Genomic DNA, 25,613 nt, shown 5'->3' with positions numbered 1-25,613 from the left:
TCGGTTAACTTACCTCCAGTACCTCCGTAGGAATATGCAGGCTGAAGCAGGTTCCCTTTTTTACCTCTATGTGTAAGGTAGCGCCCATCTGGTCGGTGAGGCTACGGATGAGCCTCCGGCCGAAAGACGCATTCCGCCCCAATACCTGATCCGTCTGCCACTCGCGCAGGTTCAAACCCGGCCCGTTGTCTGACAGAAACACGTTGAGTCCTTCTTTCTGCCAGATACGCAGGGTGAGCCGGGGCGTTGCGCCCAGATCAGGAAACGCGTATTTGAAGGCATTGGTCAGCAACTCGTTCAGAATGAGGCCTAGCGGAATGGCAATGTCGACATCTACTTCGGCTACTTCCACCGAGATTCGCCGGTCGATCCGATCCGGAGTGTAACCGTAAGCGGCCATTAGCGAATCGACAAGGCTATGCGTGTAATCGTTCAGGTCAATCTGGGTGGTTGTATCGGTCTGGTACAATCGCTGGTGGATGAGCGACATCGCCTGTACGCGCTGCTGGCTCTCGACAAACGCCTGCCGTACCGGTGTGTCTCCGAGGCGGTTGGCCTGTAACTCGAGCAGGCCCGATACCACCGCCAGGTTGTTTTTGACCCGGTGGTGCAGTTCGCGCATCAACAGCCGCATCTGTTCAGACTGGGTCTGAATCTTGGCGCGGCTATGGCGTACGCGGCGATAGAGCAACAGCAATAACCCCGATAGCAGGCAAAACAGACACGCGCCTACGCTAAGCCAGATCAACTGTAAACTCTGCCGATTGTTGGCTTCGCCTAATTGTTTGATAGTCTGCTGGTTGGATGCGCTGGCGTAGCGGGTTCTCAGTTCTTCTTTGTCGAGTGCGGCCCTGGCACTCACCCGCGAGAGGTCACGGGATTTGTCGGCGTCGATCCGGGCCAGGTCCCCTTCATGCCGGAGCAACAGGCGGGCTTTTGTTTCGGCTAGCAACCGGTCTTTCTGAGCCGTCACTTCGGCCAGTTGCCGGGTACGTTCGTTGTCGTATTTTGCCTGAAGTGCCAGAATCTGTTTGGCTTTGTCGACCCGCATGAGCGAATCCTCGATCGCTTTTTGCTCTTCGATAAGGGCAAGCGCCAACTGGTAATCGCCTTTGTCGCGGTAGGTTTGGTAAGCCACCATCAGCGTATTGAAGAGCCGATGTGGATCGCCAATTTGCCGGGAATATTGAATGGCTTTCTCAGCATGGACTGCCGATGAGTCGAGCTGTTTCCGCAATCGATAGACGTTCGCCAGATTACGGCGATTGTGTTCGAGGCTGGTAAGCTGCTTTATCTTCGTATTGATTGCCAGCGCTTTATTAATGGAAGCGATTGCCTGGTCATACTCTTTGTTGGCAATCATGATCTGCCCGATATTACCGTAAAGAATGGCCAGCGTTGACAGGTCTTTGGTTGATAGCGTGGCCTGTTGAGGTTCAAGACGGGCAATGGCCGACAGGTACATCTGGCGGGCGGCGTCCAGCTTTTTCAGGTCGCGCAGAATGATGCCAATTGTATTCTGCGCGCTTGCCAGGCTGCCCGCCGGGCAATGATGTTGCAGGTAGATAGCATACGCCTTTTCGGCGTAAGAAAGTGCCTGTTCATAAAATGAGGCCACTTTCTGGAAGTCGCCCATTCGCTTGTAAGTCAGCGCTATGTGTTGATATACGGTGCCAAGCTCTTCGGCATCGGTTAACCGTTCACGGTAAGCCAGCGCCTGCCGAAACAGAATCACGGCTTCGGCGTAACTACCCCGATCGCGTTCAACAATACCGAGGGTCATTAAACTCTGGGCTAAATCGCCGGGCAGTTTACTTTTCAGAGCAAGTTGATGCAGTTGCTGTGCGTAGTAGACCGACGAGTCGGGGCGGGTATAGCGTACCGCCTGCCAACGGTCGTACAACCTGTTACGCAGGAGCGAATCCGGTGGAACAGAGGCGCTTAACGGTAACATACCCCCAAGCCAGAAAAATACGGTCAGATAAAGGTAAGGCAACATTGCAGGCAGTTAAACTAGTAGAGCAGAAGGCTAAACTACAGAATAAGCTGTGAATAAATATTGTACTCTAATTATAAATCGGTAACAGTTGTTAGCGAATGGACCGCTTGGCTACGCTAACATACCGACAGCATGCTGCCTACTTACTCGTGAGAGTTAGGTTACTGAACAATATGTATGCCACGTTTCCGGTATTTGTTCAACTGGTCTATCGGTGCCTCTTTATCCGTGATCAGGGTGTGTGCCAGCGTGAGTGGCGCAAAATGTAGGTATTTGTCGCGCTCAAACTTCGATGAGTCGCAGAGTAGGTATACCTGCTTAGCCTGTTGCGCCATATGGATGGCCGTGCTGGCTTCTTTTTCACTGGCGGCGCTGAGCCCGTTTGCCGCCGAAATGCCATCAACACCAATAAACGCCCGGTCGGCCCGGTACTGGCGGATATGCTGCTCGGCCATAAAACCGTGTACAGCCTGGCGTTCCCTGTCAATTTCGCCACCAATCAGATTGATCTGTACCGAACTGTTTAGTAGTTCAGCCATGAGTGGCAAGGAGTTAGTAATAACCTGAATGCGTTTGTGGCGGATGTAAGGATGTATCCGAAAAATGGTGCTGCCACAGTCAAGAAAGATGGTTTCTCCCTCCTGAATTTGCTGCGCCGCCAACTGGCAGATATGATCTTTCTGCTCAGCCCGGCTTGCTGCCTTGTTTTCGAACCGAAACGGCTGGGCGGCCACGTCGACGCGCATTGCCCCGCCCCTTGTTCGGTATAAAAGCCCTTCTGCCGCCAATTGCGTCAGATCGCGGCGGATTGTCATCTCAGAGGTTTGCACATGAGCCGCCAGTTCGCGCACATCGACTGATTCCAGTTGTTCGACCAGCTCTAAAATTAATCGCTTCCGGTTTTGAAAGTTCATGAGTAACTAATTCATTTGTACAAAAATGAACAAATTCAAACAAAAATAAACAAAATGGGCAACCCTCGGGTACGAATTACCGACGAAAAGCTGCTTTCTGACAACTGGTACGTATTAAAACGATATACCTTCGATTACCAGCAGGCCAACGGCGACTGGGTCACACAACAACGTGAGGCCTACGACCGGGGCAACGGAGCTACCATATTGCTCCACAATCCAGCCACCGATTTGGTTATTCTGACCCGCCAGTTTCGCTTGCCTACCTATGTAAACGGAAATCCCTCAGGCATGCTGATCGAAACCTGCGCGGGCCTGCTCGACGATGACCATCCCGACGACGCCATCCGGCGCGAAATGGAGGAGGAAACGGGCTACCGGATTTCGGCCGTTGAAAAGGTTATGGAGGCGTACATGAGTCCGGGGTCGGTGACGGAGCGGCTCTTTTTTTACCTCGCCGAATACAGCGCCGATACAGCCCGGAACGCTGGCGGCGGCATTGACGAAGAAGATATCGACGTGCTGGAACTGCCGCTCACCGAAGCGTTGCGCATGATCGACGCCGGCGAAATTATGGATGGTAAAACGATCATGCTGCTCTATCACCTGCGGCTGCGTCAGCTTTCAAAAAATCTCCAATCCGAAATCCCCAATCCAAAATAACCATGATGATCCTCATTGCCGGGCCCTATCGTGGTGGCACCAACGACGACCCCGCCCTGATGGCGAAAAATCTGGCCCACCTCGAATCGGTGGCTTTGCCGCTGTTTCGGGCGGTGCACCTGCCCATGATTGGCGAATGGGTGGCCCTACCACTACTTACGCTTGGTGGATCTACCAAACCCGGCGACGATGTCTGGAACGAGATTCAGTATCCCGTCGCGCACCGCCTGCTCGATAGATGCGATGCGATTCTCCGGCTTGACGGTGATTCGGCAGGTGCTGATAACGACGTTCGGATTGCCAGAGAACGCGGTTTGCCTGTCTATTTCCGGTTAGAGGACGTACCTGGCGTTTAGTAAAGGTGTTAACTGCGCCGGGGCGTGTAGCTGCGATCGGTAAAAAACGATCGAAATGCCTGGTAGACTGGTAAGATCGCTGCTTTTGTGGTTACTAGTCCACTATGCATGTAGATCATGAAGCTTACAATTGGTCTTTCGTTACTACTCCTTAATTGCGCCGCTGCTTACGCACAGATAGTAAGTGATTCAATCCTGATCGACGGCCATTATCGGGTGTTCCACCTCAATAAACCGCCCAATTCGTTTCGTCAGCCCGATCTGGTTTTCGTACTGCATGGGTCGGGCGGGGATGGATTAGGCATGATGAAATCAGCGGTGAAGATGGACCAGCAGGCGGCTGGTGAAAACACGCTGGTTGTTTACCCGGATGGTTATAAACGATATTGGAACGAGTGCCGGAAAGCGTCACCAGCGCAGGCAAATATAGAAAACGTGAATGAACAGGCCTTTTTCGCCGGTATGATTCAGTACTTCAGAAAACAATACCGGGTGAATCCAGCTCACGTGTTTGCCGTAGGTACGTCGGGGGGCGGGCATATGGCCTATAAGCTTGCCCTGACCATGCCGCGCACGTTCCGGGCCATCACCGCTATCATCGCCAACCTGCCCGATACGACCAATCTGGATTGCGAACCGGCCGGGAAAGCCTTGCCGGTCATGATCATCAATGGCACCGACGATACCACAAATCCCTACAACGGTGGGGTGGTAATACTGGGCAAAAACATGAATATGGGCGCGGTGCGCTCAACGGATCGTACGTTGGCGTACTGGGCTAATCTGGCCCGTTACCAGGGCAAACCGACGATGGAGAACGTACCTGATGCCGATCCGAATGACGGCAAAACGATTGAGCGCTACACCTATAAGGCGAAAGGAAAGCCCGAAATTGTGCTGTTGAGAGTGAACGGCGGCAAGCACGATTACCCCAACGACATTGATGTGCATCTGGAGGCGCTGGCGTTCTTCAAACGGCAGATTCAGTAGTAGCAGGCCGGGGTAACGTACCTGAACAATGTTACTGCAACGTACCTGTGCGGCGGGCTTTCTGCAGTGCCGGTACCTGTAGCGTAAACAACGCAGGCCAGTTCTTGCCGGTCACATACAGCACCCCTTCTTCTGCCCGGTAGGCAATGCCGTTCAGGACGTTCTCTTTGGTGTCGATACTGGTTGGCAGGATGGCATCCAGCCGGAGTTCGCCGATTACTTTCCCGGTGGCCAGATCAATCTGGACGATCCGGTTTGTTTGCCAGACGTTGGCCAGCACGTACCCGTTTACATACTCCAACTCGTTCAGGTTGACCACCGGCCCTTTGTCGTCATAAACGGCCAGTTCACCCGTCCGGGTAAATGTAGGTGTGTAAAAGATCAGCCGGTTAGAGCCATCGCTCATAATAAGCGTGGTGTCGCGGTGGGTCAGGCCCCAACCCTGGGTGTGGTAAGTGAAAGTATTGTCCAGCACCAGTTCTTTGGTGTAGCGAAAACACTGTCCCGACGTCCAGGTGAGTTGATAGACGTGGTTACCAACAACCGTTATGCCTTCGCCAAAGTGCTGTTCGGGCAGCGATACCGCCTGCTGAATGGTCCCGCTCTTGAGATCAACCTTCATGAGTTTAGACTGTCCGTTCAGTCCGGTTCCTTCGTAGAGCGTACCCTGATCGAATTCAAGGCCCTGGGTAAAGCTGCTGGTCTGGTGTGGGTACGTTTGTAGCAACGAGTAGGTCAGCTTCTGCGGTTTTACGTCCGACCAGAGATCCACTGTCAGCGTATCGGCACTCGGTTCTTTATTGGCTAAAAAGCCCTGTATAACAACCTGATGGTGGCCTACTGCGTTGCCAATAGCCATGATTCTGACACTGTCTTTGCCGGTTGGTTTCGCCAAAACGACTACATTATCCCAGCTAACCGTCAGTTGACTAAGGGATTGACTGAGCTGAATTGTGATCGAGTCGCCGGGTTGATGTCCTGTTTTCAAGAGCGTTGCTACAGCCGGCCTGATAGGTATTTCTGGAAGGGATTCAGTCGGTTTCTTCTCGTTACAGCCAATGTGTAACAAGCCGAACAGGCACAAAACAGATAGTAAGCGGGTCCAATGGATCATGCACAATGATACGCGCCGTTTGGGAATTTGGCAACGTGGTTTCAGGTACGTTACAAACGAAGATCGCCCGGTTAGCTAACCGGGCGATCTTCGTTTATAACGTACCTGAAAATCAATACTTCATCTCGCCCCGGTCTTTTTCAACGGCGGTGCGGCCTTCTTTCATCCAGTTGGGCATCGGTGCGTCTTTCAGGTAATGGTCGAAGAACTGGTACATCCGAATGCTCAGGTCTTTGGCGTTGTGGCGCGCTGTGAGGTTATGTCCCTCTCCGTTGTAAACGACCATCCAGACGGGTTTATTCAGGCGGCGGAGGCCGGTGAAAAACTCAATTCCCTGCTGCCAGGGCACCGCGCCATCGGCATCGTTGTGCATCAGCATCAGCGGCGTCTCCACGCGGTTGGCGAAGAAGAGCGGCGAGTTTTCGATGTAATTCATCGGCTTATCCCAGAGCGTTCCGCCAATGCGGCTCTGTGTTTTTTCGTACTGAAACTGACGAACCACGCCCGTTTCCCAGCGAATACCGCCGTAGGCCGAGGTCATGTTGGCTACGGCCGCCCCCGCCTCGGCCGCCTTGAACAGGTTTGTCCGCGTGATGATATAGGCCGTTTGATACCCGCCCCAGCTTTGCCCCTGAATACCTAATCGAGCCCGGTCAATGTAGCCGCGTTCGAGCAGTTTCAGTACCCCCGGAACAATGCAGTCATATGCATTGGGCCCAGGCTGACCAGTGGTGTACACGATATCCGGCACAAAAACGGCGTATCCGTTCGATACGCAGAACGGAATATTGATCGTTGATCGGCTCGGCGACGGAGCCCGGTAATCGTTCAGTGTTTCGGCGTTGCGTTCGTAGAAGTACGTCAGCATCGGGTACTTTTTGTTTTTAGGAGCGCCCATCGGCCCGTCCTGTATCTCTTCCGGCTTGAAGAGCAACCCTTCGAGTGGTGTACCGTTTGTTCCGACCCATTTCACCAGTTCAACGCTGCCCCAACTGATGCTGTCCTGTTGTGGGTTTGTCTTCGTCAATTGTACGGGCGTGGCAAAGGTGGTATCGGTCAGAAACAGGTTGGTCGATTCCCTGAAATTGCCCCGGTAAAACGTCATCGTCGGCGCATTTTTCGCTTTGGCAAGACCTGCATACCGGTGGGCGCTGTTGGCCACGATACTAATGGCTACGGCTCCTTTGGCGGGTGGAGTGGCCTTTAGAACACCGGTATGTTTGTCACTTTCCCAGATTCCTGTTAGCCACAGATCATCTTTCGGGTTAATGGCTTTTTCGTCGGGGTCGAGGTCGGCGCGGCGCAGACGTACTTTGTTGGTACGACCCCAGCCATTGGTCATATTCAGCGGTTTCTCGCGGCCAGTGGGGTCTATCTGCCAGATGTCGTATCGGTCATAGAGCCAGATATATTTGTCGCCGGTTGTCCAGCCCGCGGCACCGTAGGCACCAGGCAGGTTAGGTGTGTCGTGTTCCTCATCGAAGAACTTGCTGGGCAGGCCGCGGGTCAGGTCAAGGCGCTTGTTATCGGCAATTGACCAGGCCCGCCAGAGCGAATCGCGCTCATCGAACCAGTAGGCATACGTACCCCCCGGCGAGAGGCGCGTTTCTGACGCCATAATATCGTTGGCAATCCGTTTTTTCTCGCCCGTCTGCGTATCGATCAGGTACAGATCGGTATGGCCGGGGTCCCACGAGGATTGTACCTGATAGGGTAAATCACTCAGGCCCAGCAGGTAACGTGTGTTTGCTTTTGGGTCGAAGTTGACCGTCGGTATTTCGCGGTTGGCCAGCAGGGCTACCCGGCCGAAGGTGTTGCCGGTCGGCGACAGGTCAGCGACGGTCAGAAAGCCGCGTTCTTTTTCTTCTTTCAGCCGCTTTTGCTGCATGGGTTGCAGGCGGTTGTCGGTCCAGCTCCAGACGTCCATCTTTACCTTCTCATCCTCGGGCGTCAGGGTGTCTTTGATTGGTTTTATGGCAATGGGCGAGGTAGAAAAGTAGAGCCGGGTGCCATCGTCCGAGAACTTGGGCTCGCGGTACTCGTTGGCTGTCCAGCGGTTGGGTAAGGCGTTGGCAGTGGTGTCCAGCAGGGTGCGGTAAGGCGGCTCCAGGGTAACCACTTTGCTGCGTTTCCCCTTGGTCGCAACGGGTGTGGGCGCCAGGTTTTTGTAGCGCAGCGAAAACACCCGGACGTCGGCGCCCGCGCTGTCGGGCGAGGTCATCCAGGCGAGTTGCTTACCCAGCTTATCGACTGCCAGCCCCTTGTAGAGTTTCGTCTTGGCACTGCTGTCAACCAGCATCGTCTGGCCGTTGCTGGTGTTGAAGACAAATACGCCGGGGATAAACGCCTCACCTGCTTTCAGCGAATCACGCGCCGACTCGCGACTGTAAAATACCGTTTGGCCGTTGTCCGACATGGCCACGTTCGAGACGAACGTCACCGTCTTGCGCGTCCCATCGGCCATATTCAGCAGCACCAGGTCGTCACCTTTGGGTTTTTTTGCCGGTCCTTTTTTGCCCGCTACCGTCGTTGTCGAAACCGGTTGTGTAGGCAACAGCGTATCTTTTTTCGACGATGGTTTGGCTTCGGCCGCCAGTTTTGGTGCGTTGGCGTCCTGCAAAATGGCCAGCCACGACCCGGCATCTTTGCCAATCATAAATGATTTAACATTGGGCAGTTTCGTGGTAACGCCCGTCGCCAGGTTTAGGACCAACAGACTGTCTTTGGGCATCTCGTCCGGCTTTTTCTTCTTCAGTTTAGCCTTCCGTGTATCGGCAAGCGGCACTTTCAACCGCATCACCAGAAACCGGCTGTCGGGTGTAAACTGGGCCATGTACCCGCGCGGAAAGGTGCGAACAGCCGCCTTGCGTGATACATCCGCCACCTCCAGCCGACCGTTTCCCTCCTGAGGGTCAATCTGATAGGTGATCCAGCGGCCATCCCGGCTCAGGTCTTCCGAACGAACACTTTCCCAGCGGTCGTAGTCAGCGGCAGTGAGGGGGCGTTTAGGTGTTTGGGCAGAAAGCGATTTTGTGAGGAATAAGCAGAGTAATAGAGTAGCGGTTCGAAGCATGAGTTAACATCAGGTTGTATGAAATGCCACTCAATATACGAACGCAGACCATGTAACGGGGACACCTAGTCCGCATTTGTGTAGAGACAAATGCGGACTAGGTGTCCCCGTTACATGGTCTGCGTTACGGTTTACTAAGAACCCCGAATAAAAAATCGAGCGAGGCGGCGTCCGGGAGGGTTCGGGCCTGCACCTTGTCGCCCAATACCATGATCTGTTTGTCGGAGACCGAATAGGCGGGCCAGTGCGGAACGCCTTTGCCATCGGGATTACCCGTTTTAATGAAGTTGACCCAGTAGGTAGACATCGTTCTGGCCAGTTCGTCATCTGTCGCCGTTAGCGGCCGGAGCTGATGGTCGATGAACTTCAGATTGTCGTAGGCGTAGGCCACTTCGCCGGTGTGGAAAGCCCCATACCGGGCGTAGTCGCCGGTAGCGGGCAGTTTGCGGGTGAACCGATACACATAAACCGTTTGCCCCTGCTGACTTTCCAGATTCGCCCAGCCGTAATTCTGTGCGCCAAACGTCTGATCACGCGACATGTTATTTTGCGAAGCCGCTGCCTGGGCGTCGGTTTCTCCCGGATAATGGACGAGCATCGTCTCCGCGTCGGCCCCGTATTGCTGCCTGATCTGTCGTTTATAGTCGGCTGCGGTTTTGGGCGGGCCAAACGACATGCCTTCATCTTCGTTCCAGCCCGTCAGCAGCGTAACCTTGTTCTGGCGACCCGCCCTGAACAACTCGCCCATCGGTTGCGGAATCACGTACCCGTCTACAATGGGGCCGCGCACATTGCCCTGACCCTTCTGCATAATCTCGGCGGCTGATTTGGTCCGAAGTTCCGCCAGCGACGACGTACCCAGCGTCTGCATCACCTTTGCGCCACTTTCCTCGGCCTGCTTCAGGGTCGACATAGGGCGGGCAATGCTGGCCCCGCTTTCGGCGATGGCTTTTTTGAACAGGCCTTTCGCCAGGGGAGAAGCCACCAGGCAGTTGACGCTCATCGACCCTGCCGATTGGCCAGCGATGGTTACATTGCCGGGATCGCCACCAAAGGCTGCAATATTCTGCTGCACCCACTGCAGTGCCGCAAGCTGGTCCATCAGCCCGTAATTCCCCGACGCTTTCCGGCCCGATTCATCCGTCAGTTCTGGATGAGCGAAAAAACCGAACGGGCCAACGCGGTAATTGACGCTGACAAAGATGATCCCTTTCTTCGCGGTTGCTTCACCGTCGTAGATCGGTACATTGCCGCCGCCACTGCCAAAACCGCCACCGTAAATCCAGACCAGCACAGGCAGGCGATCCTGTGGCCGACCAGCCGACCTGGCCTTGGTCCATAGGTTCAGGTACAGGCAATCTTCGCTGATCGGTTCCCTGGCAATCAGGAATTCGGCACTCCACGGGCCAAACGGATTCGGCTCCCCCTGCATTGGGCTTGCCCCAAATGCATCGCATGCCCGAACGCCCGACCAGGGCTTAACGGGTTGCGGTGCTTTCCAGCGCAGGTTGCCAACGGGCGGCGCGGCAAACGGAATGCCCCTATATAGCTGCACATCGCCATCCTTGTTCAACGTACCTGAAACCAGCCCGCCACTAACCCGCACCGGCTCTGGCGGTTTCACTAGTCCGGTTAAAGCCGTTGCACTCAGAAGAATCGAGAAGCTAAAAAGAAACAAACGCAGGGGCGTTTTCATAGGCATTGGTAGGGAAAGTTCGTTGTAGGCGAGCGCCTGCTAACGGCTGAAGTTATCTAATGAGGCTAATCATCCCGGTATTTACTCAGCAAGGGTAACAAGACCTTAGTCTACAGGCACCTTGCCTGAAGAGGTGTGTATCAAAAAAGACAACTAATTGATCAAAACGCCCATTTTGTAACCCTTCGCAATAGACTACGTTTGTTTGATAATATACCAAAAAGACACGCTCATCTGGTATTCCCTGACAAATGTTCATCATCTAGCTTACATATGGCCGTTTCTGCATCGTCTCCGCTTGTCTTTTTTGATACGTCACAACCAGCATCAATCAATACCCTGAAGGTTGGCCTGTTCGGCATCGGTTTGGACACGTACTGGCCGCAATTCGACGGGCTGGAAGCCCGGCTGACGGGTTATGTGCAGCAGGTTGGTGCCCGGCTCAAACGGCCAACTACGGACGTGATTAACCTGGGGCTGATTGATGCGCCTGAAAAAGCGATGCAGGCGGGCCACCGTTTCCGACAGGCAGATATTGATATTCTGTTCATTTACGTGACTACCTACGCCCTGTCGGCCACGGTATTGCCGGTGGTGCAGCGGGCCAATGTGCCGGTTATTTTGCTGAATCTGTCGCCGGAACCGGCCATTGATTATGACTGGTTCAACAGCCTCACCGACCGTACCCGCATGACCGGCGAATGGCTGGCTTTCTGCTCGGCCTGCCCGGTTCCTGAACTGGCCAACGTATTTCACCGGGCCGGTATTCCGTTTCAGCAGATCACCGGCGTCCTCAATAACGACCCCGACTGTTGGCGCGAAGTCGATGAATGGCTCGACGCGGCTTACGTGGCCCAGGTAATGGCGCACAACTGCCTGGGGCTGATGGGCAACTACTACAGCGGCATGCTCGATATCTATTCTGACCCGACGTTGCAACTGATCACGTTTGGCGGGCAGATGAAAATCCTGGAAGTAGATGAACTATCGGCCTTGAAAGAAGCCGTTAGTGAAACCGCCGTTCAGGAGCGGGTGCAGGCCTTTCACGACCTGTTCGATGTGCAACCCGATTGCTCCGTGGCGGAACTCGAACGCGCCGCCCGCACGTCGGTTGCGCTCGATCAACTGGCCGAAAAGTACCGGTTGGGATCGATGGCGTATTACCATAAAGGCACCGGTAATCCGACGAATGAAGACACCATGAGTTCCATCATTCTGGGTACGTCCCTGCTCACGGCTCGCGGTGTTCCGGTGGCGGGGGAGTACGAAATTAAAAATGCGCAGGCAATGAAAATCATGGATACGTTTGGTGCCGGTGGCTCATTCACCGAGTATTACGCGCTGGATTTCACCGACGATGTGGTGCTGATGGGGCACGATGGGCCGGGCCATATCCGTATTGCCGAAGGAAGAACCAAGGTACGTCCATTGCAGGTGTATCATGGCAAAGTGGGGGCTGGCCTGTCGGTCGAAATGTCGGTGCAGAACGGCCCCGTTACGTTGTTGTCGGTGGTGGAAGATGGGCGTGGCAAGCTGAAACTGCTGGTTGCCGAGGCCGAGTCGGTGGCGGGGCCAATCATGCAGATCGGTAATACCAATAGTCGGTATCGGTTTCCGATCGGTGCCCGGCAGTTTGTTAATGCCTGGAATAGCCACGGTCCGGCCCATCATTGCGCGGTTGGCGTGGGGCATATTGCCTCGAAGATCAGCAAGTTGGGTACGTTGCTTCAGATAGAAACGATTCAGGTTTGCTAAAACGGCTTAAAGAACCACCTTCCTACAGTTCACATGAAAAATCAGATTAGTCAGCTACTGGTCCTGCTGCTGGCGGTTATGACCAGTCACGCACAGGTTTCGCCGGTTGACCCGTTGCAGATCAGCCGCCTTCGCTGTAACTATCAGGTTGATCCACTGGGTGTTGAAACACCGCGTCCGGCGCTTAGCTGGCAGTTGGTATCGGCCGGGCGCAACCAGAAGCAGACGGCTTACCGCGTGCTCGTTGCCGATAACGCTGCCGCCCTGGCCAATCGGCAGGGAAACCTGTGGGATTCGGGCAAGCAAGTCAGCGATCAGTCTATCCAGGTGGCGTATGGAGGTAAGCCGCTGCTGGCCGGAAAGGTGTATTACTGGATGGTGCAAGTCTGGGATCAGGCAGAACGCCTGTCGGCCTGGAGCGCACCCGCTAGCTGGCAGATGGGCCTGCTGACCAACGCTGACTGGGGCAATGCCCGCTGGATTGCCTTGTCAACGATTCCCGATAGTGCGCGTATCGTGCCGTTCATTCATGCGCCGGAAGAAGCGCGCAAACTGGGGAACCGTAAGGTGGCGCGTCATGCGTTACCGCAGTTTCGCAAAGAATTAACTGTGGTTAAGCCCCTGAAACGGGCTACGGCGTTCATTTCCGGGCTTGGTCATTACGAACTCAGCCTCAACGGCCGGAAAGTAAACGACCACTTCCTTGATCCGGGCTGGACGAACTACAACCAGTATTGCCTGTACGCGACCTACGACATTACGGCTTCGCTCAGAAAGGGCGTAAACGTGGTAGGCGTGTTGCTGGGCAACGGCTTTTATTCGATTCCCAACGAACGCTACCGGAAGATGACCGGTACGTTCGGCGACCCTAAACTGATCGCCAAATTGTTGCTGGAATTCACCGACGGAACCACGGCCGAACTGGTGACGGATCAATCCTGGAAAACAACGGCCAGCCCCGTTACCTACAGCAGCATCTACGGCGGCGAGGACTGGAACGCTACCCACGAGCAGACTGGCTGGCAACGGGCTGGTTATCAGGATGCGAGCTGGCAAATGCCGTTGCTGGTGCAGGGGCCGCCTCAGGTACGTTCGCAAACGGCTCCGCCTGTGAAAATCATGGACACGTTCGCCCCCGTCCGAATCTCGCAGCCTAAACCCGGTATCTGGATCGTCGATCTGGGGCAGAACGCCTCCGCCATTCCGCAGATTTCGGTACGGGGCAAAGCGGGTTCCGTCGTGAAGATTACGCCCGGCGAACTACTCGGTGCCGATAGCCTCGTGACGCAGGAAAGTTCGGGTGGTCCCCATTTCTATCAGTACACACTGGCCGGAAAGGGGACAGAAACCTGGCACCCGCTGTTTACTTACTTCGGTTTCCGCTACCTGCAAATCGAAGGAGCCGCGCCTGATAAAGCCCTGATGCGCCAGGCAAATTCGGCCCGGATTAGTGCCCCGACGAATCCGGCCAACGTACCTGTGCTGACCGACGTTCGGGGCTTACACGTGCGTAGTTCGGCCGAAACGATTGGCGGGTTTACCTCGTCGAACGAACTGTTTAACAAGACATTCCAACTGATCGACTGGGCCATCAGGAGCAACGTCGTGAGTGTGATGACCGATTGCCCGCATCGCGAAAAACTGGGGTGGCTGGAAGAAACGCACCTGATGGGCGGCTCGGTGCATTACACCTACGACCTGGCTACGCTGTTGCCCAAGATTATCCAGGATATGCAGGCGGCCCAACTGCCAAATGGACTCATTCCCGATATTGCGCCCGAATTTACGGCCTTCGACGAAGGGTTTCGGGATTCGCCGGAGTGGGGGAGTGCCGGGGTTATTCTGCCCTGGTATGCCTATCAGTGGTACGGCGACCGGCAGTTGCTGGCCGATAGCTACGCCATGATGACGAAGTATGTAGACTACCTGAGCCACAAGGCCACGAACTACCTGCTGACTCACGGCCTGGGCGATTGGTATGATCTTGGCCCGAAGCATCCCGGCAAATCGCAACTGACGCCCAAAGGCATTACGGCCACGGCCATGTACTATTACGACCTCACGATTCTGGAAAGAGTAGCTACCCTGCTGGGCAAGCCAACGGAGGCTGACCGCTACAGGCAGATGGCGGCGGCGGTGAAAAAGACGTTTAACGGCGCCTACTACAACCCGGCAACCCGGCAGTACGGCACGGGCAGCCAAACGGCCAATGCCATGCCGCTCTACATGAACCTGACTACGCCGGAAACGAAAGCCGCCGTGACTGAGAATCTATTAAAAAATATTCGCGCTACCGATTACCGGCTCACGGCGGGCGATGTTGGCTACCGGTATCTGCTGCGGGCGCTGGAAGATGCCGGTGCGTCGGAGGTGATTTACCGGATGAATAACCGCTCCGACGTACCTGGCTACGGCTACCAGCTTGCCCACGGGGCCACTGCCCTTACCGAATCCTGGTCGGCCCTGCGCGACCCGTCGAACAACCATTTCATGCTGGGGCATCTGGCCGAATGGTTTTACAGCGGCCTGGGTGGCATTCAACAGGCCGAGGACGTACCTGCGTTTAAAGCTGTGGTGATCCGGCCTGCGCTGGTGGGCGATATGAGCAGCGCATCGGCCCGTTACCAATCACCCTACGGCCTCATTCGCAGCGAGTGGCAACGGACCGACAAAACGATAACGCTGACGGTTGAGATTCCCGCCAACTGTACGGCAAAGGTCTATCTGCCCGCTTCATCAGCCGCTGCCGTAAGCGAAAGCGGACAGCCTGTTGTTGGAAATGCGTCGATTCAACTGGTTGATAACGAGAAGAGTAAGCCAGTCGTGGCGATCGGGTCGGGTATATATACGTTCACCATCGTCCGTTAGTTATTGAGGCAAGGAGTTAGGCCATATCTTGGAGATATGGCCTAACTCCTTGCCTCAATAACTAACGGACGGGCTTCCGTTTCCTTACTTCTACCGCCATTACGACACCAGGCTTTGGGTGGTTCTGTTTATAAAGTATGCTTTCTGCAAACTGTTTATTCCCGAAAGCAATGCTAAAAAGACGTATGGATCTGAAATCAATAGCTGACAAAGTGCAGCATGAGGTGAACGTAGTGCAGGGCAATGAGGCCAGAGACGTCTCGTATGTGAGTCAGAATACGTTCGCCAACGACGTTGAAACGGATAACGCATTTGCCCGTTCCGTCGAAAAACTACTGCACGTGAATGGCTGGTCGGGGCTTTCCAACTTCACGGCTGATTTTGAGTTGTACGACCAGCACGGGCAACGCAAACCGGATGGCAAAGCAGACATAGGCGACTACATCAAGATTGTGCTGCCCGGCCCAATGCCCGAAAACTGGGTACGTGTCATCGACTGTTCCGCGAAAAAACATTGCGTCGACTTCACCGTTCAGCCGACGCACGACCCTGCCAGCCCCAACCCTGAGCAGGTGGATCACTTTTTTAGCAACGAAGCCCGCAGCATTTTCCGGGTCGAACGGGTGGGCACCACCATTACGGCGTCTGAAATTGGTCGCCACGAAGCCATCAATAATCAGCAGCCGGCGGCGGGCGACCGAGCCATCGTCAACACGGCCATTGCCGAGGGTGGCTGGCTTTTTTACCAGAAACTGCAATGGAAATTACTAACCGATTGCCTGGTGCATTTATAAACAGCCTTACAGCAGGGCGTGTATCAGGCCGGTGAGTTGGGCTGCGAGCCTACTAGGTTGCGTTTCGCCGGGAAGTACCAGCCCGTATCCGATTTGCTGGCATCGGGCCTCATCGATTTGCTGGTTTTGCCGGGTCATGATTACGACCGGAATCGTTTGCCAGGCGGCCGTTCGGGCCAGTGTTGCCAGGGTTTCGTAGCCGTTCAGGCCGTCCATCGGCCCGTCTATAAGCAGTAGTGATGGTCGGGGATATACGTAGCCCCGGAGAGCAGTAATCAGTTCGGAGCCGTGGGCGAAAAAATAAAGAACGGCGGTTGGGGCCGCCTCGCTGAAAGCCTGTCGGTAGCGGTAATGAGCGTCCGGCTGATCAACGATAATAAAAATAACCGGCGCGTCGACGGTTCGTTTGGCAGCGTCCATCGTGCAGTATGTGTCTGTCGGTTTGGCGAAGAAGATTTTTCAACACAGCGGCGGACTGCCGCTGTGTTGAAAAAATTTACTGACTACGTTGATTTGGCTAGTTGGGGCGGATGCGCGAACGACCGCAGGAGCGACAGCACATCGGCTACCGTATTGACCCGATACCCGGCATTGGTTGCGCCCGGACCAACTTTTACCGTGTAGGTGGTCAAGCCCTCTAAGGCCAGAAACGTGTCTTCATCGGTGCGGTCATCGCCAACGGCCATCATAAATTCGTAGGGGTGGGCCAGTGCCAGTTGTCGGGCTACGCGGCCTTTGTCGGTGTCTGCGTTTTTAACTTCCACCACCTTATTGCCGTCCATAACCCGCAGTTGGTAGGGGAGAAGGGCGTCGAGGGTGGCAATCAGCTCCCGCGACCGATCGAAGCCCGACGTTTCGCTCACGTTCCGGTAATGCCAGGCCAGCGAGTGGTCCTTTTCCTCGATGAACGATTCTGCGCACCGGCTCACAAAATCGGCCATCAGCGGGCGTACGGACTCTTTCCAGTCGCCATCATCCAGAACCAGGCTGCGCCATTCGCCCTCCTGCCGGATGTAGGTGCCGTGCTCAGCCACAATGTCGAGGGGCAGCCCGTCGAGCCAGCGTTCGAGTATGTCGTGGACGCGGCCACTGATGACAACGACCTTGTTCTCAGGTACGTTGGCGAGGTCGCGCAGCAAGTCGAGGAGTTCGGCCGACGGAACTGCCTGCTCAGGCTTGGTCGTGAATTCGGTCAGTGTGCCGTCGTAATCCAGCAAAATCAGGCGGGATTTGGCCTGGCTGTAGGCCTCCTGTAGTTTATGCCGTCCGCTACCGCGCAGATAACGAACGTACCGGGTTGTCTTGCTTTGGCGACTGCGTTGCAACGCGTCGAAGAAGTCGTTGGCCCATCGCTTCACGTCGTAGTAGTCCACGCGTTGCTGCATGATCGCCATGCGTCGCTGCTGTTCGTCGGGCGGCATCGTCAGGGCTCTGTGCAACTGGTCGGCCACTTCGTATTCATCCAGCGGATTCACCAGCAGCGCTTCGCCCAGTTCATTGGCGGCCCCGGTTAATTCACTCAGTACCAGAACGCCCTGCTGATCCTGCCGGGTGGCAATAAACTCCTTGGCTACCAGGTTCATACCATCGCGAAGCGGCGTGATCATAGCCACATTGCAGGCGGTGTAGAGGGCCAGCAACTGCGGAAACGACAGCGACGCGTAGCGGTACACGATGGGCACCCAGGTTAACGTCGCGAACTTGCCGTTGATGCGGCCAACGGCCTGCTCGATCATCTGTTTCCGCTCCCAATACGTCTGAATTTCATCGCGCGAAGGCACCACCACCAGGATGAACACGATGTTCCCTTTCCAGTCTGGATGGGCTTCCAGAAACGCTTCCAGCGCGTCGAGCCGTTGCATGACGCCCTTGGTGTAATCGAGCCGGTCGACCGAGAAAATGATCTTGCCGGGATACGAGGCTTTCAATTCATCGCGTTCGGCCACGACCTCGGGCTGATCGTACGCGTCGTGATACAGCCCGTAGTTGATCCCGATCGGAAACGACTGACAGAGCGTGGTGCGGTCTTGGTAATAAATAGCCGCCATCGAATGCGGCAGCCCCAGGTTCAGTTGAACCGATTCCAGAAAGTGGAGCAGGTAATCGTTGGTATGGAAACCCAGCAGATCGGCACCCAGCATACCTTTGAGCAGGTAGTCGCGACATCGCCTGGGTAGCAGCCGGAGCAATTCGTTGGATGGAAAAGGAATGTGCAGGAAGAAACCGATGGTGGCATCGGGTGCTTGCTCGCGGATGAGTTGGGGCAGAGCCAGAAAATGGTAGTCGTGGACCCATACCAGATCATTGGGTTGCAGTAACTCAATTACTTTGGCGCACACCGCCTGATTGGCCGCCTGATACGCGATGAAATGCTCGTCGTGGTAGTCGACGTACGACGGGAAATAGTGAAACAGCGGCCAAAGCACCGAGTTGGCAAACCCGTTGTAGAAGGCTTTGTTGGTTGCTTTGTCCAGAAAAACCGGTACGTACTCGAAATCGTCGCTGACCTTATGGCCGTGTTTTTCCCAGGTACGTTGCGTAAAATCGGCGCAGCCAATCCAGATCGGTTTTTGCGACGACCCGCTGAGGTCCAGCGATTTAACCGCCGTTACCAGCCCACCCGCCGAGGGCTTGATCACCGTTGTTTTGTTCTGGGTCTTTATCGAAAAGGGCAGCCGATACGAGATGATCACCAGTCGGTTGTTCGTCATAACTACTTGCTGATCACTCGTCGTCGTCTAAGTCAACGCCCGATTCCATCGCGGCCACTTCATTGTCGTTGGTCGCCCGGTCGAATTCGACTGAATCGTAGTCGGTATCGGCCAGTGATTGCTCCTGAGGGTCCTGATTTTCCATGTCGTTTATTGTTATGTTCAATGAACAAACTCCAGTAGATTGGGGCAGGTGCTAATGAATGAGGTTATGGCCGGGCAGTACGCTTTACGTCTACCGTAGGGGAAACTTATTCCTGCTCAGGTGCCTGCATGTTCATCCGAATACGGAAGAGCGTGCCCCGCCCCTTGATACTCTCAAGCTCCATAGTGGCACCGACCAGTTCGCACAGGCGTTTCACAATTTGCAGGCCAACACCTTCGCGCCTGTCTGTGGCGTTGGTCGGTTCATCCAGTAAATGCTCCGAGGGTATTCGATGGTCATCATTGGGAATAGAAGGTGTGGGCTGGCCTTCATCGGGGGAGAGCACGCTGGTTTCTTCAACAATCGGTTTAAGCTGCTTGTGGAAGTACTCCATTAAGTGACCGGGCAAGCCTAATCCCGAATCCTGGACGCTGAATCCCCAGCGCCAGTCGTTCTCGGCCGACCAGGAAACGGAAACCATACCCGGTTTTTCTGAACTGGATGGTGTGTGCGTCAGCGCGTTGACAATCAGATTCTGAGCGATCCGGTAGATCTTGAGCCGGTCGTTTTTTACCACCAATTTCTCGGGACCATCGGCTCGTAGAATCAGGCTTCGTTCGGCCGCTTTGGGTTGTGCGTTGGCCACCAGCTCGTTGAGCATCTGGGCCGCATCGAACTCCTCCAGTTGGGTCGGTTCCTGGCCAGCTTCGAGGCGGGCTAAGTCCATGAGGTTGTTCAGCATCGACTGCACATGGGTCAGGTTTCGGTTCAGCATATCAACGTATTGATCGCGTTCTTCCTGACTCAGGCCCTCCATCTGGAGAAAGTAGGCCGCCCCCATACTAAGCCCAAGGCCGCTGCGCAGGTCATGAGACGACGTGCGCAACAGGTCGCCCCGCTGGCGGGAGAGGTCCTGCATTTCCTGTAAGGCCTGCTCCAGACTGGCCGCCCGGTTAGCCGCCTGTAGCCGTTGAAGTTCGTCGTGCTTGGTGACGCTGCCGCTGATGGTTTCATTCATGAGCATCATGATCTGTTGCTGCGACTGTAAGACCACATTGGCGTCTGACTGCGGAAAAAGCTGCCGGAAAAGTTTTAGTTCCTCGAATAAAATCCGAGACAGATGATGAAGTTCTTTCAGCAGTTCGGGGAGGCCAAGCGACTTCTGCCAGCGGTGCAACCCATGCGACCGGGCCGTAATTGCGGGGTCAATCGGGGAGGTGTTGCCCAGCAATCGTTGCTCAAGAATGTCGAGGATAATGGGCATCAGGTTGTTGAACTCCTCCCGCGCCAGGATTGAAATTTTCTTCAGCGACGCATCGGCTTCGCAAGCCGACCGCCAGTTGTTGAGCAGGGTTTCCCGCCGGTTGAAGAGGAAGGCAACCAGGTCGTTAACCGCTTTTTGATAAGTTGATGGGAGAGATTCCATACGGTAGCTAATTTGAATAGATGATGCATCGTATCTATGAAGAACCGTTTGGTGAATAAACTGGCTGAAAAGGCTATCCTAGCACAAAACAGGCCCGTCCATAAGTTAGATAATGGATATCTGTTTTACTGGCAAACCGGTGGTTCACCTTACATCTGGTAACCTATCTGCCGGAACAATAAAGCGATAAGTTAAGTGCTTGAATTTGAATTGATTAATGCTGGAGGTATAAAAACCCGGTAGTTACTGGCCCAATCAATTTGTGCCACAAATGGAGGGATTTGTCCTTAAAATAGCAGTCGGCCAAAGCGACCTTTGTTCCATAAATCAATCAACTGAACAACGCCATGCCAACCAGCAATCGATTATACAGCATCGTCTTTAACAAATGTCCACGCTGCCATGAAGGCGATTTTTTCAAGACAAAAAGCGCGTTCAGTCGGCACTTCGATCAGATGCACGATCATTGTCCGCACTGTAATCTGAACTACATGCCTGAGCCGGGTTTCTACTGGGCATCCATGTTTGTCAGCTACGCTTACTCGAGCCTGTGGACCCTGGCCACCTTTTTTATCGTGGTGATCGGCCTGAACGTCGATCTGGATTATTACCTGATCGGCCTTGTGCCTACCTTACTGCTATTGACGCCACTCTTTTTCAGAATGGCCCGACGTACCTGGCTCCTTATTTTCGTCAAGCCTGAAGTCAAGAAGTCGTACCCGGCACCAGCCGTCTGGTAAAGAGACAACCAATTATGTCAACTAAACGGCTGGTGCCGCTTATGACTATTGGTACGAACGGCGGAATTGGTCGGGTGTCTTACCCGTTTCTTTTCGGAAGAAGCGGTTAAAGTAAGAGTGATCCAGGAAGTTGAGCCGGTCTGCCACCTGAGCCACCGACAGGTCGGTATGAACCAGTAACCGCTTGGCTTCGAGCACCAACCGCTCCTGAATGATTTTCTGGAGCGGTTTCCCCAGGGCCGTCTGGCAAATCGAATACAACTGCTTTTCCGACAAGGCCATCATATCGGCGTAATCCCGCACGGTCTTGTGGGCTACGAAGTTTTTTTCCACCAGCCTTTCGAGTTGCCGAATCTGGCTCTGTACGTGCGACGAACGCTGAGGTGGCTGACTGGCCAGACAAAAGCCGCTTAATTTCACCAGCAGAACATTCAGATACGACCGGATAACATCGTCGCGGTGGTACCCGCTGCCTGTATATTCCCGATGCACCAGCGTGAAAACACCGCCAATATCGGCCGATTCCAGGTCGGTCAACTGAACCACGGGGGGCGTGGCCAGGGCATGAAAAAGTGGCAGGTCGCTTAGCTTTCGGGCGGGATAATCGACCAGATAAAATGCGGGATTGAAAAAGATCAGGTAGCCGTCGGTATCTTCCGAGAATGTCCAGTTGTGAACCTGAGCGGGCGACATGAAGAAAGCGTTTCCCGGCTGAATAGGGTAATCTACAAAATCGATGGTATGCGTGCCTTGCCCCTTCGTAAACAGCACCAGCATATAAAAATCGTGGCGATGGGGCGTCCGGACGAACTGGTACTGCGCCACATGCTCGGCGAACAACTGCACATACACATCGGGATGATGGGTGTGGGTACGTTCGAAGTCATCCAGTTGCAGGATAGGCAGGGACTTTTCTTTCATAAAAGTGTAACGCGGACTTCAGTCCGCATTTTGGATACAAAAAAATGCGGACTGAAGTCCGCGTTACACCATCGGAAAAACGGAACGGAAGGGGTTCATACGGTGTTTTTTTAAGTAACAATCACTCAACGTTTTCATGATAAAAATTCTGATGCTAGCAGTCCTTTTTGGGCTGACAGCGCTGGCACCTTCTGCGTGCCGTCAGGCCGCGCCGGCCGATGTTGTTACCGCCCCCAAACCCCGCACGCTGGTTTCTGCTGAATTGCTGGGTACGTATACCGCCGACCAGTTGAAGGGGCGTTATAATGGTGCAACATCGTTTTTACGGTTGCTCACCCAATTCGGCATCAAGGTATATCGGCTTACGTACAATACCACCAACACCGACGGCAGCGCTATTGTAGCGTCGGGGGCGGTGCTGGTGCCGCAGACCACGCAGGCGCTCTCGCTGATCAGCATGCAGCATGGCACCATCAGCAGCGACGACCAGGCACCATCGTATTACCGGAGCAGTAGTGAATCGTACACGTTCGGTTCTGTGTTTGCCTCGGTGGGCTACATCGTGGCTGCCCCGGATTACATTGGTTACGGCGCCTCGAACAAACTGCCCCATCCCTACGAGCATAACGCCTCGCTGGCTTCGGCTTCGCTGGATATGTTGCGGGCAACCAAAGAGTTTCTGGCCGACGAAAAAGTGAACTGGAACCAGAAACTGTATACGGCGGGCTACTCGGAAGGCGGTTATGCTACGATGGCCTTACACAAAAAGCTGGAAGCTGAAGCCCTCACCGAGTTTAACCTGATCGCGTCGAGTGCGGGCGCGGGGGCGTATGACAAACCTGCGTTCATGCGCTACATCGTGAACACACGTACCCAGGGGAGCGTGGATTATAACCGGCTGTATCTGTGGGTGTTGCTGACGTACGATCGCGTATATGGCCTGAATCGCCCGGCGTCGTACTACTTCAAAGAACCGTATGCCAGCCGGGTAGCGGCCAATGGACAGGGGGCGTTGATCAACGTCAGTTTCAACGAAGCCCTAACCGATACCTTCCGGCAGGCGGTGCAAAACGGAACGGATATCGACTTCATCCGGGCGGTGCAGGATAACGACATCCACGACTGGAAACCGCTGGCCCCCACCCGCCTGTATCATGGTGATGCCGACAACACGGTCTTTTACTTCAATACCCAGAATGCCTACGACGCCATGCAACAGCGGGGCGCAACCAACGTGGCGCTCTACCGGTTGCCGGGACGTACCCACGCCACGGGGATCGTTGACTTTGTGCTGGGTACGTTCGAGTTTTTCAGCGCCAAGCAAGCACAGTAGTTAAGATTAACTTATTAAATAAAAAGCGAACGCCCCCGACTTGGCTAAGCCGGGGGCGTTCTTCATAGATCGTTGAGTAAATCAGCACTGATGTACTGGGCACTGTATGGTATTAGTCGACTTTGACTGATTCTTTCACTGAATTGATACCTGATTTAGCCGAATCGGCTGCGTCGTCTACTGCGTTGTTGTAGTCAGCTTTCGCTTCATATTTGTGGGCATCAAATTCTGACTGCGCCTGACCTTTAGCCTGGTTCAACTGATCTTTCGCCTGGCCAACCAACTGGCTTGCCTGATCTTTTACCTGACCAACATACTGGTTAGCCTGTTCTTTCACTTTGCCGAACTGGTCTTTGGCCTGATCAACATACTGACCAGCCTGCTCTTTTACTTTGCCGAACTGATCTTTCAGATCTTCAGACCGTTTGTTGGCTTCGTCAACCAGCTTTTCGCGGGTTTCTTTGCCGCTACGAGGGGCTGTAAGGATACCAATTGCTACGCCTGTCAAAAGGCCGGTCAGGAAATCACGTGTGCTACGCATTGTCTTCTTAATTTACGAGTTGATTGATAGTATTAAAACTTGGCCCGACGCTTAGCATCAGCGGCCACACTCTTTGTTTTATCGGTTGCCGTTTCAACGTATTCGTTGTACTGGTTACGAATGCTTTCCAGGCCATCCTGTAATTGATCCTGCAAATCGCTGAAAAAATTATCGGTGTCGGAAGCAAGGCCTTCACGTGTTTTTTTGCCACTCTGTGGTGCCAGAAGTACACCAACGATGACACCCGCTGCAATGCCAAGCAAGATTCCGGGTAGTGATTTCATGAGTATGTGTGTTAGGTGAATTGGGTCATGTAGACGTCAGTAGTACTGAAAAAAGCGTACCAGTAAACTACCCGTTGTTGATTATTGGTACTTAAATAACTGTAATACAGTTATTTGCCATATATCCAACGGCATAATGGTAAACTGTATTGTATATTGTCGTCGGGGAACAACTTCCACAAACTGGTTAGTATGGCCCCCACTGACGACTCTCATTTTATACAGTATGGTTAAAAATTACCTCACCTGGCTGCTCCTGACGGCTTGCCTGGCCAGTTGCTCGCCAACGGCCACACTCTACATTGTTCGGCATGCCGAACGAGCCAACGAGTCTGACACAACCAGCCTGTCGGTCGAGGGGCTTCGTCGCGCCGAGAAGCTATCCCAGCGACTGGCTCGGGTGCACCTCGACACAATTTATGTGACTCCTTATACACGTACCCGTCAAACGGCCCTACCCACCGCACAGTCAAAGAGCTTGCCGTTGACACAATATCCCGCCAGCCCGGTCACTAAACTGACTCAGCGCGTCCGTACTTTTCGACACAAATCAGCGTTGGCCGTTGGCCATAGCAATACCGTTCTGGAGATTGCCAAAGAACTGGGTACAACGCCCAGCTTGCAGAAGATCGAGCACGGCGACTATGCTAACCTACTGATTGTTAGAATGCGCCTGACCGGTGCTGGCTGGCGGACGACTGTCCGTGAAGAAACATACTAAATCTAATTGACTGCCTAACCACCAACTACTTATGCGAATACCGTTGCTTGCCCTCGCCTTTCTGACCACACTAACTACTGCTTTTGCACAGGCTCCTACTGCCGCCGCTCCTAATTCGCTACCGAAAAAGGCGGCTCCCTCTACCGATAAAACTCCCGCTATGGTGATGCGGGCCAGGAAGACAGTTGCCTCTCGCGAGATTCCCGATACCTATAAAGGGCGGGTGCTGACGATTGGCTCAGGCGGCGGTGTGGTTGGTAAAGAAAAGATGTATCTACTCCTCGACGATGGTCGTCTGTTTAGCCGGCAGTCGGGCCAGAAGAGCTATACGTTCATTGGGAAGCAGACTGCCGACAACACAAAAAAAGTGTTCTGGTCGGTTGAAGACCGTTGCGCCATTCGGAAGACAACATACAATAAGCCGGGGAATATATATCGGTTTGTGAGCTGGAAAAAAGGCGTTGAACTGCACAAAGTAGCCTGGGCTCCGGGTGATAAAAAACTGCCCGCCAACTACGAACAGGTATATACCGGCTTCTTGGGCATGATCCCACCCGTTAACAGGTGAT

The 25,613-nt window shown here is 54.2% G+C and carries 22 protein-coding genes; 10 read left to right on the top strand and 12 right to left on the bottom strand.

Annotated elements, in window-relative coordinates:
- Positions 1–4: 4 nt before the first annotated feature.
- Entirely contained in the window at positions 5–1,999 is a 1,995-nt protein-coding gene (locus tag ACFE8Q_RS18105) for a histidine kinase dimerization/phosphoacceptor domain -containing protein (protein WP_375446834.1), read from the bottom strand.
- A 161-nt stretch (positions 2,000–2,160) separates the two neighbouring features.
- On the bottom strand, positions 2,161–2,913 hold the full coding sequence (locus tag ACFE8Q_RS18100) for a DeoR/GlpR family DNA-binding transcription regulator (protein WP_375446833.1): 753 nt from the start codon (positions 2,911–2,913) through the stop codon (positions 2,161–2,163).
- Positions 2,914–2,967: 54 nt separating this feature from the next.
- Between ACFE8Q_RS18100 and nudK the strand changes: the two genes are divergently transcribed.
- The 3 genes from nudK to ACFE8Q_RS18085 all read left to right on the top strand — a co-directional run bounded on the left by nudK (position 2,968) and on the right by ACFE8Q_RS18085 (position 4,922).
- Positions 2,968–3,576: a GDP-mannose pyrophosphatase NudK gene (gene nudK / locus ACFE8Q_RS18095; protein ID WP_375446832.1), complete on the top strand. Its 609-nt coding sequence runs from the start codon at positions 2,968–2,970 to the stop codon at positions 3,574–3,576.
- Positions 3,577–3,578: 2 nt separating this feature from the next.
- Positions 3,579–3,932: a DUF4406 domain-containing protein gene (locus tag ACFE8Q_RS18090; protein ID WP_375446831.1), complete on the top strand. Its 354-nt coding sequence runs from the start codon at positions 3,579–3,581 to the stop codon at positions 3,930–3,932.
- A gap of 117 nt (positions 3,933–4,049) precedes the next feature.
- The gene (locus ACFE8Q_RS18085) at positions 4,050–4,922 is read left to right on the top strand and encodes an alpha/beta hydrolase family esterase (protein WP_375446830.1); all 873 of its coding nucleotides are present in this window, start codon (positions 4,050–4,052) and stop codon (positions 4,920–4,922) included.
- Positions 4,923–4,953: 31 nt separating this feature from the next.
- On the opposite strand, the gene ACFE8Q_RS18080 is transcribed toward ACFE8Q_RS18085, so the two are convergent.
- The 3 genes from ACFE8Q_RS18080 to ACFE8Q_RS18070 form a co-directional block, all read right to left on the bottom strand.
- Positions 4,954–5,910: a glutaminyl-peptide cyclotransferase gene (locus tag ACFE8Q_RS18080; protein ID WP_375446829.1), complete on the bottom strand. Its 957-nt coding sequence runs from the start codon at positions 5,908–5,910 to the stop codon at positions 4,954–4,956.
- Between the two features lie 238 nt (positions 5,911–6,148).
- Positions 6,149–9,109 carry a prolyl oligopeptidase family serine peptidase gene (locus ACFE8Q_RS18075; RefSeq protein WP_375446828.1) on the bottom strand — a complete coding sequence of 987 codons (2,961 nt, stop codon included), beginning with the start codon at positions 9,107–9,109 and terminating at the stop codon, positions 6,149–6,151.
- A 124-nt stretch (positions 9,110–9,233) separates the two neighbouring features.
- A complete protein-coding gene (locus tag ACFE8Q_RS18070; protein WP_375446827.1) occupies positions 9,234–10,805 on the bottom strand; it encodes a carboxylesterase/lipase family protein in 1,572 nt (523 codons plus the stop codon).
- 273 nt (positions 10,806–11,078) lie between these two features.
- Between ACFE8Q_RS18070 and ACFE8Q_RS18065 the strand changes: the two genes are divergently transcribed.
- The 3 genes from ACFE8Q_RS18065 to ACFE8Q_RS18055 all read left to right on the top strand — a co-directional run bounded on the left by ACFE8Q_RS18065 (position 11,079) and on the right by ACFE8Q_RS18055 (position 16,222).
- A complete protein-coding gene (locus ACFE8Q_RS18065; RefSeq protein ID WP_375446826.1) occupies positions 11,079–12,560 on the top strand; it encodes an arabinose isomerase in 1,482 nt (493 codons plus the stop codon).
- Between the two features lie 33 nt (positions 12,561–12,593).
- Entirely contained in the window at positions 12,594–15,428 is a 2,835-nt protein-coding gene (locus tag ACFE8Q_RS18060) for a family 78 glycoside hydrolase catalytic domain (protein WP_375446825.1), read from the top strand.
- A 170-nt stretch (positions 15,429–15,598) separates the two neighbouring features.
- Positions 15,599–16,222, top strand: coding sequence for a hypothetical protein (locus tag ACFE8Q_RS18055; protein ID WP_375446824.1), 624 nt, complete (start codon positions 15,599–15,601; stop codon positions 16,220–16,222).
- Between the two features lie 6 nt (positions 16,223–16,228).
- On the opposite strand, the gene ACFE8Q_RS18050 is transcribed toward ACFE8Q_RS18055, so the two are convergent.
- From ACFE8Q_RS18050 to ACFE8Q_RS18035, 4 genes are all read right to left on the bottom strand, one after another.
- Positions 16,229–16,642, bottom strand: a complete 414-nt coding sequence (locus ACFE8Q_RS18050) for a response regulator (protein ID WP_375446823.1) — start codon at positions 16,640–16,642, stop codon at positions 16,229–16,231.
- Between the two features lie 83 nt (positions 16,643–16,725).
- Positions 16,726–18,933, bottom strand: a complete 2,208-nt coding sequence (locus tag ACFE8Q_RS18045; protein WP_375446822.1) for a bifunctional alpha,alpha-trehalose-phosphate synthase (UDP-forming)/trehalose-phosphatase — start codon at positions 18,931–18,933, stop codon at positions 16,726–16,728.
- Between the two features lie 13 nt (positions 18,934–18,946).
- A complete protein-coding gene (locus ACFE8Q_RS18040) occupies positions 18,947–19,078 on the bottom strand; it encodes a hypothetical protein (RefSeq protein ID WP_375446821.1) in 132 nt (43 codons plus the stop codon).
- A gap of 106 nt (positions 19,079–19,184) precedes the next feature.
- The gene (locus ACFE8Q_RS18035) at positions 19,185–20,504 is read right to left on the bottom strand and encodes a sensor histidine kinase (RefSeq protein ID WP_375446820.1); all 1,320 of its coding nucleotides are present in this window, start codon (positions 20,502–20,504) and stop codon (positions 19,185–19,187) included.
- Between the two features lie 347 nt (positions 20,505–20,851).
- Between ACFE8Q_RS18035 and ACFE8Q_RS18030 the strand changes: the two genes are divergently transcribed.
- Positions 20,852–21,244, top strand: coding sequence for a DUF983 domain-containing protein (locus ACFE8Q_RS18030; RefSeq protein ID WP_375446819.1), 393 nt, complete (start codon positions 20,852–20,854; stop codon positions 21,242–21,244).
- 45 nt (positions 21,245–21,289) lie between these two features.
- Here the strand turns inward: ACFE8Q_RS18030 and ACFE8Q_RS18025 are convergent, their stop codons facing one another.
- Positions 21,290–22,165: a helix-turn-helix domain-containing protein gene (locus ACFE8Q_RS18025; protein ID WP_375446818.1), complete on the bottom strand. Its 876-nt coding sequence runs from the start codon at positions 22,163–22,165 to the stop codon at positions 21,290–21,292.
- Positions 22,166–22,301: 136 nt separating this feature from the next.
- On the opposite strand from ACFE8Q_RS18025, the gene ACFE8Q_RS18020 reads away from it, so the two are divergent.
- Positions 22,302–23,498: an alpha/beta hydrolase family protein gene (locus ACFE8Q_RS18020; RefSeq protein WP_375446817.1), complete on the top strand. Its 1,197-nt coding sequence runs from the start codon at positions 22,302–22,304 to the stop codon at positions 23,496–23,498.
- 112 nt (positions 23,499–23,610) lie between these two features.
- Here the strand turns inward: ACFE8Q_RS18020 and ACFE8Q_RS18015 are convergent, their stop codons facing one another.
- Together ACFE8Q_RS18015 and ACFE8Q_RS18010 are read right to left on the bottom strand one after the other, a co-directional pair.
- The gene (locus ACFE8Q_RS18015) at positions 23,611–24,039 is read right to left on the bottom strand and encodes a YtxH domain-containing protein (RefSeq protein WP_375446816.1); all 429 of its coding nucleotides are present in this window, start codon (positions 24,037–24,039) and stop codon (positions 23,611–23,613) included.
- Positions 24,040–24,071: 32 nt separating this feature from the next.
- A complete protein-coding gene (locus ACFE8Q_RS18010; protein ID WP_375446815.1) occupies positions 24,072–24,323 on the bottom strand; it encodes a YtxH domain-containing protein in 252 nt (83 codons plus the stop codon).
- 226 nt (positions 24,324–24,549) lie between these two features.
- Here ACFE8Q_RS18010 and ACFE8Q_RS18005 point away from each other — a divergent pair, with 226 nt between their 5' ends.
- Entirely contained in the window at positions 24,550–25,044 is a 495-nt protein-coding gene (locus tag ACFE8Q_RS18005) for a histidine phosphatase family protein (protein ID WP_375446814.1), read from the top strand.
- Positions 25,045–25,075: 31 nt separating this feature from the next.
- A complete protein-coding gene (locus ACFE8Q_RS18000; RefSeq protein WP_375446813.1) occupies positions 25,076–25,612 on the top strand; it encodes an FAD-binding oxidoreductase in 537 nt (178 codons plus the stop codon).
- Position 25,613 lies beyond the last annotated feature (1 nt).

Origin of the sequence: uncultured Fibrella sp., assembly GCF_964250085.1 — a bacterium.
In the GTDB taxonomy this organism is placed as follows: Bacteria; Bacteroidota; Bacteroidia; order Cytophagales; family Spirosomataceae; genus Fibrella.
Note: the sequence above shows the minus strand (reverse complement) of the source record. Positions and strands in the feature narration are given on the sequence as shown.